The organism is Gemella cuniculi DSM 15828, assembly GCF_000425665.1.
GTDB classification, from domain to species: Bacteria; Bacillota; Bacilli; order Staphylococcales; family Gemellaceae; genus Gemella; species Gemella cuniculi.
The window spans coordinates 248,638-262,375 of record NZ_KE384432.1 but is presented as its reverse complement, the minus strand read 5'-3'; the positions used below and the strand labels follow the sequence as shown (position 1 = coordinate 262,375).

10 protein-coding genes are annotated in these 13,738 nt (G+C 27.1%); 5 read left to right on the top strand and 5 right to left on the bottom strand.

From position 1 onward, the window contains the following. Window positions 1-124: 124 nt before the first annotated feature. Together H612_RS0107445 and H612_RS10090 are read right to left on the bottom strand one after the other, a co-directional pair. A complete protein-coding gene (locus H612_RS0107445; protein WP_027130872.1) occupies window positions 125-874 on the bottom strand; it encodes a LytR/AlgR family response regulator transcription factor in 750 nt (249 codons plus the stop codon). Beyond that, window positions 849-1,652: a sensor histidine kinase gene (locus tag H612_RS10090; protein ID WP_169515559.1), complete on the bottom strand. Its 804-nt coding sequence runs from the start codon at window positions 1,650-1,652 to the stop codon at window positions 849-851. The genes H612_RS0107445 and H612_RS10090 overlap by 26 nt, the downstream gene beginning before the upstream one ends. A gap of 762 nt (window positions 1,653-2,414) precedes the next feature. On the opposite strand from H612_RS10090, the gene H612_RS09990 reads away from it, so the two are divergent. Both H612_RS09990 and H612_RS09775 read left to right on the top strand, forming a co-directional pair. Next, the gene (locus H612_RS09990; protein WP_156882804.1) at window positions 2,415-2,582 is read left to right on the top strand and encodes a hypothetical protein; all 168 of its coding nucleotides are present in this window, start codon (window positions 2,415-2,417) and stop codon (window positions 2,580-2,582) included. A gap of 194 nt (window positions 2,583-2,776) precedes the next feature. Next, window positions 2,777-2,920: a class IIb bacteriocin, lactobin A/cerein 7B family gene (locus H612_RS09775; RefSeq protein WP_084167257.1), complete on the top strand. Its 144-nt coding sequence runs from the start codon at window positions 2,777-2,779 to the stop codon at window positions 2,918-2,920. A gap of 353 nt (window positions 2,921-3,273) precedes the next feature. Here H612_RS09775 and H612_RS0107415 read toward each other — a convergent pair whose 3' ends face one another. The 3 genes from H612_RS0107415 to H612_RS0107405 all read right to left on the bottom strand — a co-directional run bounded on the left by H612_RS0107415 (window position 3,274) and on the right by H612_RS0107405 (window position 7,705). Further along, a complete protein-coding gene (locus H612_RS0107415; protein ID WP_027130869.1) occupies window positions 3,274-5,274 on the bottom strand; it encodes an amidase family protein in 2,001 nt (666 codons plus the stop codon). Between the two features lie 227 nt (window positions 5,275-5,501). Continuing rightward, the gene (locus H612_RS0107410) at window positions 5,502-6,446 is read right to left on the bottom strand and encodes an Abi family protein (protein WP_027130868.1); all 945 of its coding nucleotides are present in this window, start codon (window positions 6,444-6,446) and stop codon (window positions 5,502-5,504) included. A 404-nt stretch (window positions 6,447-6,850) separates the two neighbouring features. Beyond that, a complete protein-coding gene (locus H612_RS0107405; protein ID WP_027130867.1) occupies window positions 6,851-7,705 on the bottom strand; it encodes a 5'-nucleotidase, lipoprotein e(P4) family in 855 nt (284 codons plus the stop codon). 438 nt (window positions 7,706-8,143) lie between these two features. On the opposite strand from H612_RS0107405, the gene gap reads away from it, so the two are divergent. The 3 genes from gap to H612_RS09325 form a co-directional block, all read left to right on the top strand. Beyond that, window positions 8,144-9,163, top strand: a complete 1,020-nt coding sequence (gap, locus tag H612_RS0107400) for a type I glyceraldehyde-3-phosphate dehydrogenase (RefSeq protein ID WP_027130866.1) — start codon at window positions 8,144-8,146, stop codon at window positions 9,161-9,163. Between the two features lie 391 nt (window positions 9,164-9,554). Then, window positions 9,555-13,052: a leucine-rich repeat domain-containing protein gene (locus tag H612_RS0107395; RefSeq protein WP_027130865.1), complete on the top strand. Its 3,498-nt coding sequence runs from the start codon at window positions 9,555-9,557 to the stop codon at window positions 13,050-13,052. Between the two features lie 70 nt (window positions 13,053-13,122). Next, window positions 13,123-13,738 (top strand): hypothetical protein (locus H612_RS09325; protein WP_035500461.1); only part of this gene is annotated, 616 nt, incomplete at its 3' end.

Sequence of the window (13,738 nt, the reverse complement as noted above, 5' to 3'; positions counted from 1 at the left end):
AAAATTTATTTTGTATAGTCATTTAAATTATAAATGAAATTTATATTTTTTAGTTTTTTTAATTAAGATAGCATGGTGTGATATTAAAATAGTTTAATTAAATAATTTTTTTTAGAAAAATTTTTTATAAGTTTATTTTATTATGCTTTTCTAACTCTTTGTTTACTCTTTTTAAAATTTTATTGGAAAGAAATAGAGTACTTTCATTTTTAAAAATAATATATTCTTTAGTTACTTCTTTGATCAAAGAAATATTTATTAAATAAGATCTATGACATAGAAAAAGAAGAGAGTTTAGTTTTTCTAATTCCAAAAGTTTCCCATAAAATTCAAGAGATGTATTATCTAATTTTTTTAATAAGATTTTATGATTAGACATAGCTTCAAAATATAGAATATTATTTATATCAACAAAAACAATACGATTTCCAACCTTTATTGGTACTTTAGTTTTTTTTAGATTTGTTTTAAGGCTTGATAAATAGCGGTTATAGGCAACTTCTAATGTTGCTACTATATCTTCTTTTAAAGTGTCTGTTTCTTTTATAATATAGTTAAGAGGGGAGAGCGTTTCATTAATAACAGTAATACGCATTTTATCAAAATAAGTAATATAAACTATATTAGCAAAACAATCTACATTACGAATTTTCTTTCCAAGTTCAATACCGTTAATACAGTTAGTTCCTAAATCTATATCAAGAAAATAACAGTCGGCACTTTTATTTTTATCAATATAATCAACTACATCGTTTGGATCTTGAGTAATGAGTTCAATAGATATATCCCAATCATTAATTATAATAGTATTTTTTATTGTTTCATAAATGGTAGTTAAATTTATTTTATTATCTTCGCATATTATTATTTTCATAAAAATCACCTTCTATAGTTAAGTTTTGTGTAAAAAAATTATTATATATCTCGGTATTTAAGAGTAAATTGTATTTACTTACAATTTCTTTTGCAATAGAAAGTCCAAGACCACGATTTTTACCTTTTGTAGAAAATCCATTTTTTTGAAATTTTCCGATGCTAAAGTTCTCATTATTAAAAGTATTTGTAATAGATATATCAATAGTTTTATTTATACGTAAAATATTAATTTTTATTATCCTGTCAGTATTTAATTCTCTACATGCTTCAATAGCATTATCAAGAAGAATACCAACTATTCTTGTAAGTTGAATTTCTTGTGTAAAAACATTGCTAATTTTATTTTCTATATTGATTTCAATATCAATATTATAGTTTAAAGCTATTAAAATTTTGTTAGTAATTAAACTTTTAAGTGGTTTATTTTTTATATTTCCAAGATGAGAAAGAGCAGTTGAATTAGTAACATCTATTTTTTCTTTTAAAGAAAGAACATGAGAATTAAAATATTTTTTTAATGCAATAACATCAATTTCTTCTGAATTAATATAACCACTAAGTGAAAGCATAATATTAGTAAAATCATGTTTAAACTTTCTTATTTCATTATTATTTTCTTCTAACGATTCAATATGTTTTTTTTGTTGAATAATTTTTTCGTTTTCCAGTTTGTTTTTAAAAGATACTTTTAAATTTTCTCGTAGTATATTAGAAATAATTAAAAATAGTATACATAAACCCAAAACACTACTAAGAGCTAAATAATATACTCCCACATCGTCATTTTTTATCTTAGAGTATATTGCAATGAAGTTATAAGTAACTAAAATAAAAAATAATAAGGAGGTTATTATTTTTTTGTAATTTTTGTACTTATAAAAATTACAAATTAAATTTTTAATGACTAAATTTAATTTAAATGTAGATATTACAATTATAATAAAAAGTAAAATATTTCCGAGCCATGGGAAGAGATAATCTGTATTTAATTTAAATAAGAAAAATATAAAAACTATAATAAGTTCAGTTAATTTTCTAAAAAATATTAAATATATAATTAAGAATATTGTTTTAAAAAGAATAAAATTTTGTTTTTTATATTTTAAAAAAATAAAAATGGGCATAAAAAATGATATAACAAAAAATTTATGAAAAAATATTACAAATAAGATATAAATAGAAAATAAAATAGTGGAGGCTAATATAATTTCTTTTAAAGAAAATTTATAATCAAAGAAATTACTTGCTATATATAGCGTTGCTATTGACATAGTTATAGCGGAAAAACTTATATAACTATATTCATTGGACAAAAACAAAATTAAATATTTATTCATAAATTTTACTCTCCTTTTTACTTAATAAACAAACATAGTTAATCCTAAGTACAGTCTACCATTAAAAAAAAAAACAATAAAAATTTTCATTTCAAGTATAAAAATTAGCTATTCAGGAAAAAATTAACAAAAAAAAGTATTAAAAGAGTATAATGATCGTAAATAACGTTATTAAAAACTAAAAAATAGGAGGTGAAAATTATGTATATACACTATATTGAATTAAATCACGAAGAGTTGCTCAATATTTCAGGGGGATGTGATGGTTTTTGGAGTTGCTTAGGATATGGAATTCAAAGATGGGCGATATCAACCGGAAAATCAAATGCCGAAGAAGCACGAAGAGATAATGGTTTTGGGTGGCCGTAAGAAGAAAGGAGAATAAATGAGTATGGATTATAAACAACAAATTAAGTTGAACGTATTAGGTGTGTTATTATTTTTAACGTTAATGTACCCAATAAAATTTCATAGTTTATATTACAAGGTAAAATTAATATTTCTAATTTATTTTTCTGTAAATTTAATAATAAGTATAATTAAGAATAAAAAAAGGAGAAAAAATGAAAGAATTAAGTAAACAAGAGTTAGAAAATATATCAGGAGGCTTTTTGTGGATGATTCCTATAGCAATAGGTATAACGGATGCTACTATAGGTTTCATAAAAGGAGCAAGGGAAGCGAATAAAGATATAAAAGGACTATAAAGAAGATAAAGAAATTAGTATTAGATTTGATAATGAAAATAAAAGTATAGTACATGCAAAGATAGGAAAGATATCTGTTATTCCAACTACCATATTAATTCCGACAAAAGAAAAGGAAAAAGAAGAAAGTGCATCTGTTTATGAGATAGATGTAGAAGTAAAGAATGGAGATGAAACATTAGCCTATGGTATGGTAGGAGTGGCTGAAGTGAAAATGGGTCGTGAAACATTATGGCATTACATAAAACGATATTTATTTGGTGGATTTTCAGTTTCTATGTAAAAATAATGAAAAAAAATACGGGATATATTTTTACAGTTTCCCGTATTTATTATATAATGTTGAATGAAATTTATAATTTATATTTTTTAGTTTTTTTAATTAAGATAGCAAAGAAAATAAGAGTCACTACAAGGAGGGGACTTTTATTAGCATTATTGATACCAGTTTTAGGAAGTAATTTAATTTTTGAATTTGATATTGCTTTTTTATTTTCTATATTATTAATTATTTTTTCAATAAAATCTTCCTGGCTAAAATTATTAGTTATATCTTTTTTAATAATTTTAGATTTTGAATTGCTGTTTAGTTTCAATTCGGGAAGTTTATTAATAATAGGAGCATAGTTAGGAATATTATATTCGAAATTTGTTCCATAATCATTGATGCCAATTTTATTTCCATTTTTAGCAGAGGCAGTATTAGTTATGCTTGGGTGCATAATAAATTGATTATTATCTTGAAAAAGCTGTCCAAATTCTAATAGAATTTTTTCAGAATTAGCTTTTGCAGCTAGCATAATTCCCAGTGGTAAATTATTTTTATTTACATATACTGGTAATGAAATGGCAGGATCTCCTGTTAAGTTGAATATCCAAGTAAATGGAGTACGTCTCATCATTGGTTCCCATTGCTTGACAAGAAGGTCAAATTTCTCTTTTTTATCAGCAATATTATTTATATTATACAATTTTTCAGCAATTTTTGGTTCTACATAAGGATCAATATTTTTATCATTAGAAGGGGCTGTGACAGCATTTGTAGGAGTTAAAAATATATCATATTTTTTGTAAAATTCATTCATAATTTTTTGATACTCAGATACTTTTTTAACCCCAGTAGTATCTAGATCTTTTAATTTAACAGAACCTAGGGCATAAGTAGCGGGATCTAAATCATATTTTGTAGTTTCAGTTGCAGCTTTAGCAGGTCGGGTATAAGAACCTCCTATTGCTAAAGTAGTATATGTTTTAATTCCATCATAACCATCAATAGGCCAATTTTCAACTTCTTCAACATTAAATCCTTGCTGTTTTAAAAATTCTACAGTTTTTAAAACAGCTTTTTTTGCATCTTCGCTAAGTGGAATATCTGACATTGGTGTTTTCAATGAATAACCAATTTTTAGAGTTTTAAGATCTTTTGGGATGGGCAAGAGTCTATTAGTTTTTTTTTCTGTTTTATTAAAAAATACTTTTGCATCTTCAATGTTTTTTACTAATGGAAATTTTACTACTCCACCAGTAGGTTTTAATCCAATGAGACCTGTCCATGCTGCAGGGATACGGACAGAACCACCAGCATCACTAGCACTGGCTATTGGAACCATACCACTAGAGATTGCTCCTGCTGAACCTCCAGAAGAACCACCAGTATTGCGACTGGAATCCCAAGGGTTTCTTGCTGGACCAAAGAGTTTTGAGTCTGTTATATTTCTAGTTCCTAATTCAGGAGTATTTGTTTGTCCGAGGATTATAAATCCTAATTTTCTAAATTCTTGTGCAACAAAACCATCTTTTTGAGAAATTTTTTTTCTATCAAAGTACACACCTAAAGAAGCGTTGCCACCTGCAATGTTATCTAGTTCCTTAATAAGCGTTGGAACGCCTAAGAAAGGTTGACTTTCCCAGTCTATAGGATTTGAACTTAGATTTTGAGCACTTATTTTCTTGTCGATATTTTTTGCATCTTCATATGCTTTGTTTTTTATTGATTCAGAAATTTGGCCTTCCTCTGTAATAACGGCATTAAGTTTTGGATTTTCCAGTTCAATAGCTTTATATGCCAAATCTACTAGTTGTTCACTTGTTACTTTTCGTTCTTTAATTAATTTTGCTAGCTCAAGAGCACTTTTTTGTTTGTATTCTTCAAGCGACATAGGAATTTTATTCGTTATTTTAGTTGAAGAGATTTCAGTATTTTGAAGGGTTTTATCTTTGTCAGTGCTAGATTTTTTTTCAGATAAGTTAGCATCATTATTAGCTTTAGCAGAGTTAGAATTACCAAATATAGGAAATAATATAGCAGATGCTAATGCTGGTATAAGTATAAATTGAAATTTATTATTTTTCATTTTTAACTCCTTAAATTTTTCTTTCATGTATCTTAAGTTTATAAAGACAATTTCTAGTAGATATTATACTCTTAAATAATTTTCCTAGCAAGAAAGCTGTTTCATAGAAAATTTAAAAATTATTAAAAATGAAGTTGAAATAAATAATTAAAAACATAAATAAAAAGGAGTAGAAATTTTTTATTCCAATCCTTTTAGTAAATTTTTGATTGCTCACTATATTACACTTATTTTAATTCCTTAATATTAGAAGGTATGCCAAGAGAATTAAGAACTTTTTCTGCATATTCTACATTTTCTATATTTCCTTTAAAGTTATCAACTATTTTACATAAGATGTTGTGAAATTGCTTGTAACGATGCTTATCTAAAAAACATTTTAAAGATACAATAACACTGTAGACTGATTGTCTTGATGCTCGTTTGTCAGTGTCGTGTAGACCATCAATATACTTAATATTATTTTTGCATTTGAAGTATACTAGTCGATTATTATGTGCAACTACATTTCTTAATTGTCTTATATTTTGTAAAATTGCTTCAAAAATTTCGGTTTCTATTTTTATTTTCTTACCAGTAACATTTGTTAAGTTTGGATTTATATGATTTCTAACTACTTTATATTTAAATTTCGGTGTTAATGTATTATAAAAATATGTTACTTGACCTAAAGTTAGAAAATTTGTTAAAACCCAAATAGGTATATTAGAGTAATTATTAATATAATGTTTTATAGCATTTTTTCCTTTATTCTTTTTCGTATTACTATGAAAACTTATTATGTTAGAAAAGTCACTGATAATATTAAATGCTTGTGATTGCTTTTTTCTATCATAATTTTTTGATTTTAAAAAAGCATAATTTTCTTGATACTCTTTTGCATATTCATATGTTAAAATTGATTTTAATATTTTTTCTGTCTCTATAAGGTAGCTAAATAATAAAATTTTTAATTCTTTATCAAAATAGTGAATTATCACAATATCTTCAAAATATACATCATCAAAGTAAATATTATCACTAGTATATAGGAACTTACTATAGTTATTAATTAAGTTATAATAATTATTTTTTATAAGTAACAGCTTGGCTTTTTCTTCATTTTTAAATTTTAAGTTTCTGCTTTTTAGAAGATCAATTTGTTCTTCAATAGTCATAAAATTTTTGTTCATTTATTCAACTCCTTTATTTTTTTATTACACAACAAAAACACGGCATACAAAAAAACTGTAAACCGTGTCTGCGCTACCAGTGCCCGCAGTACAATCTGGTGCTATACTCATGCATACATTTTATCATTATTTTTATAGTTTTGTCAATAGGAAATTATTTATTAAATGGTATTTTAAATTATTTCTTATCGAACAGTGCTAAAATAGTTATTTGATAAGTGTTAATGGAGCATAAAGATTTTAATTTTGACTTTATTATACGTAAAAATTAGCAAAAATAAAAAGTACCATCAATAAAGTAAGAGTTTTACCTAATTATTTCAAATTGTGTCTAAGATAATAAAAACAATGTAGCATTAATAAAATATATGGGACTAGATTATAGTCTAGTCCCATATATTTTATTAATTATATCCTTTAAGTGCGTTCATTCTTGCTTCAGATTGACCTTTAGCATCTTTTTTCTCACCTTTATATACAGCTGATTCCCAAGAACCATACATAGGATTAGGGAAGATAATGAATTTTTCTCCAAATTCTGCTTTTAATTCTTCAAACATTTTTGTTCTATCAGTTTCTGATGTTTTAGAAAAATCGGCAAAGTCTACTAAATTATCTCCGAATAAAAGAATTAAGTTTGTATGTTTCATAACTTCTTGGCGACGTCCTTCTTTTGATTTATCGCCATCTTTTTTGAACATTAAGTGATCTCTTCCTTGAACCGGAATACCCTGTTCTTTAAGATTTTTTATAGTAGCATCAATTTGTGAATCTGTTCTATCAGAAATATAATAAATTTGAACTTTATTTTTATCAGCAAATTGTAGAAATTCTTTGGCTCCTGCAACAGGTTTTGCTTCAGCTTTTTGTACCCATTTATCCCAATTTTCAGGATTAAATCCAGTACCATCTTTTATATTTTGAACTTGATAAGGGATATTATTCAATACAGTTTCATCTAAGTCAAGAACAATAGAGTAAGGTTTACTCGTAGGTGTTTTCAAGTGTTCTTTTAATTTATTAGTGGCAATATTGTAACCTTGTTGATATAATGCATCTACTTCAGCTGCATTTTGATACCATAGAGTTCCCATTGTATTTTCTCTTGAGCGAAGTTCATCATAAGAAAGAGTGACTTTGTTGTCTGAATTTTTATTTTCTTCCTTTGAATTACTTTCGGCTTTTTGAGAGCAACCTGTGGCTATAACTAGTGACGCCAAAGCCGATGTAAGTGTAACTACTATTTTTTTATTTTTCATAACATATTATCTCCTTTTTGATTTCACTATCTTAAGTATATGACATAAAAATAAAAAAATCAATATCAAATAATTAAAGTAAAAATCAAAATAAAAAATATTTTTTTAAAATATTTTTTAAATAAAATAAATGTAGTGATGTTGAATAAAATAAAAAATTAATAAAGTTTCATTTTATAATTTTGAATTATATATAAATTTTTATCTGAAACAAAAATATTGTAAAACGTTTTCTAATATGATATACTGAGTTTAAGTGTTTAAAACGCTTACTATAAGGTGACTTATAGATTTGTACATTACAAATTTAAATATAAAATTAAAAAGTTTTATTTTGTCATAAATTTTTACTTTTATGAATAAATCATTTGAATTTATAAAAAATAAATTTTATAGGTTATCTTATGGAAGTAAAATAAATTTCAGGGGGAAAAACACATGACAATAAAAGTTGCTATTAATGGTTTTGGTCGAATTGGGAGATTGGTTTTGAGACAGATACAAGCTCAGCATGCTGATGATATCGAGGTTGTAGCAGTCAACAGATCAAGAATGAGACCTATTAATCAGATAGTATATTTATTAAAATATGACACAACACAAGGTCCATTTCCTGGAACTGTGGAAGAAGGAGAAGGATCGTTTATTGTTAATGGTAAAGAAATTAAGGTGTTTGGGGAGCCGGATCCAGAAAATTTACCATGGAAAGAATTAGGAGTTGATATTGTATTAGAATGTAGTGGACGCTTCAATAGCAGAGAAAAGGCACATGCTCATATCAGAGCTGGGGCAAAAAAAGTGTTGTTATCCGCTCCAGGTGGTTCAGATGTTAAAACTATAGTTTATAATGTTAATCATGAAATTTTAACTGGTGATGAAACTGTAATTTCAGGTGCATCATGTACAACTAATTGCTTAGCACCTATGGCAAAAGTATTACATGATAATTTTGGGATTGTTCAGGGGTTGATGACTACAATTCATGGATATACAGGAGATCAACATACACTTGATGGTTCACATAAAAAAGGAGATTTTAGAAGAGGTCGTGCTGCTGCAGAAAATATTGTACCGAATACAACTGGTGCAGCAAAAGCTATAGGTCTTGTTATTCCAGAACTTAATGGAAAATTAGATGGTGCAGCACAACGAGTACCTGTTCCAACAGGGTCTTTAACAGAATTATTTGCAAATGTTGAGAAAAAAGTTACTGTAGAAGAAATTAATGCAGTTATGAAAAAAGCAGCTAATGAATCCTATGGTTACACAGAAGATGAGATAGTTTCTTCTGATATTGTAGGAATGAATTATGGTTCTTTGTTTGATGCGACTCAGACTAAAGTAATTGGATTAGGCGATAAACAATTGGTAAAAGTTGTAGCATGGTATGATAATGAAATGTCATACACAGCACAATTAATTAGAACATTGAAACATTTTGTAAAATTAGTTAAGTAAAAATAAAGATAGTTGGAATGAGAATAATAATTTATGTTTTTCTATAAATTATTATTCTCATTTTTTATCAATTTAAAATTAATAAGTTAAAATTTTTTATTTTTATAATTATATAAATTATATAATTATATTTAGTTTTAATCTATAATATATCAACAAGATACATAACTAAAATAAAAATATTATATTTATTTTTTTTTGTTCTAATTATTACAATGTGCTGAAAAACATTGAAAATGTAAATGTTTTATTGTATCATAAAAATGTAATAATATAACAAAAGTAGTGAGGGGATAAATATGGAAGAAAAGAAAGTCCGGTACTTAAAATAAGAGATCGGATTATCAGGATTATTAAAAATATTTTTATAAAAATATATTTGGAGAAGAAAATGAAAAAACAAACAATATTAAAAGTAACAAGTGGAGTACTAAGTGGAATATTAGTACTAACAGGAGCATCACAGCTTGGGAAAATAGAAATACAGGCAAAAGAAAAGATAGAAGTAGAAGTAAATAAAGATATTCAAATAACAATAAGAGAAGATAAAGGAGGAGCAGTAGTAGAGTTAGTAGCGACAAAAGATATAAGTAATGCAGATGTGAAAATAACAATAGATGGAACAAAAGTAATAACATATCACATAGATAGCTTGAGAGCCAGGCAAAAAGATAAAAAAGTAATAACAAAAGAGCAACTAGAGAAAATAAGAGATAAAGAAAATAATAAAAAGATATTGCCAAACACAGCAGTTGTGAGAAAAAATTTAGAAAAGGCAATGGAGTCAGAGGGAAGAAAAATAAAGGTTCAAGTGGCATATGATGTAGAAGAAAATGAAGTTATGCCAAATAAGCCAAAGAAAGGAAATAAGCAGGGAGAAGAAGTTCAACCACAAAATCCAAATGATAAGGGAAGTGGGAAAGTAGAAAAAAGACCAAAAGATAATCAAGATGGAAAAATTCAACCGCAGCAACCTGGAAACAAAGGAAATGATAATCCAACATTGCCAAACAAACCAACTCCACCAATGGAACAACCAAATAATCCTGAAAATAATAATCAAGATGAAGAGGTTATAGTAAGCGATCCATTATTGAAAAAATTGATTAATAAAAATATAGATCCATCAAGAGCGGATAATCAAAAAATAACAAAAAAAGAAATAGAGAGTTTGAAAACAATAAAACTTAGAGATAAGGCAGATAAACCAATATTAGAAAGTACATCATTAAAAGGGACACCAGATTTTAAATTTATTCAAACTCGTGGTATCAAAAATATTAGTGGTTTAGAGAAAGCTATTAATTTGGAATATCTTGAACTTGGAGAAAATGAGATAACAGATTTAACACCATTAACTAATCTGAATAATTTAAAACATTTAAGTTTGTTTAGAAACAGAATAACAAACGTTGAGCCATTAGCTAATTTAACGAATCTAGAGTACTTAGATTTATATGCAAATAAATTAACAGATATAAGTGCATTGAAAGATTTAGTTAATTTAAAACATTTAGACCTACACAATAATAATGATCAAACTGGAGACGAAACTCATCCAACTATTAGTGGAGGAATAAGTGATATTTCTGTTGTTGCTAATATGCCTAAATTAGAAATGTTATCAATAGGTAGTAACAATGTTTCTGATATTTCAGCTATTGCAGGTTTAAAAAATATCAAAGAATTAGTTTTGGGTGGAAATCACATAAGTGATTATTCAAAAGTTATTGATTATATAGTCCCACGTATTCTTAAAATGATTAATGAAGAAGGTGGAAGTATAAAATTTGATGGTCAAAGAATTAATTATGGAAAAGAAGTGGAGGTAACTTCAAAAAATGTATCTATTTCAAATCCATTTAAGGGCATAAATGAAATAGGTAATAAGCTAGCAAAAGCATTAGAAAGCGAAGAAACTATTAATTTCTTTGCTAATGTAAAAACAAATGTAGATGGAGTAAGTGCAATTTATAATCCTCAAACATCTAATTTTGACTTTTCATTTACAGATAAGTTTTTAGAAAAAAATAACGGAAAAGAGATATCCGTTAATCTAAAACTAGGATTTGAAGAGTATGCTTGGAGTATAAATAATATTAAACTAAAAATTAATAAAAAAGAAGAAAATAAAATAGACGAAAATAAGGAATTAAGAAATAATTTAGAAGCATTAATTAAAAGAGATATTAGATCAGAAGAAGGGTATATACCTAATGCAGGGAATCAACCAGCAAATAATAACTGGATTAATGTTAGAACTAAAGCAGAACAAGTACTTGCTAATAAAGATGCGACTAAAGAACAATTAGAAGAAGCGATAGCTTCATTAAAAGAAGCAACTTATAATGCACTACTAGGTAGTGAAAAGGTAAAAGCTAGAAATGTATTAACTTCGTTAGGAAAATTAGAATTAATTCCACAAATAACGAAAGCGACAACTATTGAAAAAGTAAAAGAGATTGTTGCTAATGCAAAAGGAATAACTGAAGATAAACCGTCAAAACCAGAAACTCCTGATAATAAAGAAGGGGATACTGATAAACCAGCTCAGCCAAATGAGCCAACTCCGCCTAAAGAGAACCCAAGCCAACCTAATGATAAACCTACATTACCAGATCTTCAACAGCAAAAACCTGTGATTACAGATTACAGTATTGATAATAAAGTATTGGAATCTACTGGGGGAACAGTCAAAGTTACTATTAAAGGGAAAAACTTAACAGATAAAAATGTGAAAATAAAAGTGTTAAATCCACTTACTGCAACAAAGGATAACGTACTTTCTGATAAATTTTCTTATGAAAAAGTAGGTGATGATATTATTGCAACTATCACGTTACCAGAAAATAAAGATAGTGAAGCAAAATCATTTAATCTTACATTTACAGATGGTAATGGTTTAAAAGCAACCACCACTTATGAAGAAGCACGTGGAGAAAATGGTAGAGTAATTACAGTATTACCAGCAGGAAAAAATAAACAAGATTCTGTGTTGAGCTTTGTAACGATAAGTTCATATCAAGCACATCGTAGTACAGATTTGACAACAACTACAACTGATAAAGGAAATGTTAGTAAAAAAACAGTAGCACATTTATATGGAACTAATTTAAAAGCTAATGTAACGAAAGTAAAAATAATTGATCAAAATGGAGTGGAGTGGCCAATACATACAACTGGGGGGACAGTAGCTGCTTCTGACTATCCTATGATGGTAATAGGAAAATTAGGGAATGGTATTTCTGGAAATGGGACATATCAAGAAGCAGAAATAGTTTTACCTAATGGTTTGGATAGTGATATGACATTCACTTATATATTTGCACCTGATGGAGTGAATTTTGATGAAAGCCATAAAGTAACAGCGGTAGTGGAAAAAACTAGTAATGTTAAATCCGCACAAAAACGTACAATTACTGTTAAATATCAAGATGAACAAGGTAAAAAACTAAAAGACGATAAAAAGTTAACGGGTTATTCTTGGTTTGAATACAATATTGAAAAAGAAAATGTAGAGGGTTATAAAAATATAACGGTAAAAGATAGCAAAGCTTTATCAGGTACATTTGGTACAAGCGATCAAGAAATAACTTTAGTTTATACGAATAATGAAGTAGCAGTACCTAGTGAAAATGAAAAAACTGCCACAAAACCAGCAGAAGATACACTAGAAACTTCAAAAGAAAAACTACAAAAATTAGTGGATAAGGATTTAAAAAATGAACAGAGTTATAAAGATGCTACTGCAGAATTACAGTCTAATTGGAGAAGAGCAAAAGCAAAAGCACAGCAATTGTTAGCGAATAATGGAACAAAAGAAGAGATAGATGCACAAATTGAAACTTTACAAAAGGCTATAGAAAAAGTAAAAACAGCATTAAAATAATTTAAAAATGGGAGAGGTTTTAACCTCTCCCCTTAAAATAAATAATATTATAGAGAGGAAATGAAATTGAATGAAGAATAAAGCAATATTAAAAGTAACAAGTAGCGTTTTAACAGGGGTTTTAGTATTCAGCGGCGCATCGCAAATTGGAAAAATTGAAATTTCTGCAAAGGAAAAGATTGAGGTAGAAGTAAGTAATGATGTGCAAGTAGTTATAAAAGAGCAAAACGGCGGAGCAGTTGTAAATATAACAGCTATTAAAGATATCTCTAATGTAAATGTAAAAATTATTATAGACAGTAGTAAAGTAATTACGTACCATTTAGAAAGTTTGAAAGCAGGACAAAAAAAAGAAAGAATAATAACAAAATCTGAATTTGAAGCAATAAAAGATCAAATAAAAAATGGAAAAGTTTTACCTAATACAGCAATAGTTCAGAAAAGATTAGAAAAAACTGCGATAATAAATGGTAGTAAATTGAAAGTAGAAGTAGTTTATGACATAGAAGAGATAGAAATTAACCAACAGGAAGATAACCCAAAAGCAACAGAAACAGAAGTAGATGAGTACTTAGCAAATAGTCCAGCAGAAGAAAAAGGAGATCAAAATAAAGAAGGGGAGGCCAACAAACAAGAAGATAACCCAAAAGCAACAGAAACAGAAGTAGATGAGTACTTAGCAAATA

What these genes read in the sequence shown, in the direction of transcription:
- H612_RS0107405 (WP_027130867.1), bottom strand. Translation starts at nt 7,705, where the DNA reads ATGAAAAATAAAAAAATAGTAGTTACACTTACATCGGCTTTGGCGTCA.
- H612_RS0107445 (WP_027130872.1), bottom strand. Translation starts at nt 874, where the DNA reads ATGAAAATAATAATATGCGAAGATAATAAAATAAATTTAACTACCATT.
- H612_RS09775 (WP_084167257.1), top strand. Translation starts at nt 2,777, where the DNA reads ATGAAAGAATTAAGTAAACAAGAGTTAGAAAATATATCAGGAGGCTTT.
- H612_RS0107395 (WP_027130865.1), top strand. Translation starts at nt 9,555, where the DNA reads ATGAAAAAACAAACAATATTAAAAGTAACAAGTGGAGTACTAAGTGGA.
- H612_RS0107410 (WP_027130868.1), bottom strand. Translation starts at nt 6,446, where the DNA reads ATGAACAAAAATTTTATGACTATTGAAGAACAAATTGATCTTCTAAAA.
- gap (WP_027130866.1), top strand. Translation starts at nt 8,144, where the DNA reads ATGACAATAAAAGTTGCTATTAATGGTTTTGGTCGAATTGGGAGATTG.
- H612_RS09990 (WP_156882804.1), top strand. Translation starts at nt 2,415, where the DNA reads ATGTATATACACTATATTGAATTAAATCACGAAGAGTTGCTCAATATT.
- H612_RS0107415 (WP_027130869.1), bottom strand. Translation starts at nt 5,274, where the DNA reads ATGAAAAATAATAAATTTCAATTTATACTTATACCAGCATTAGCATCT.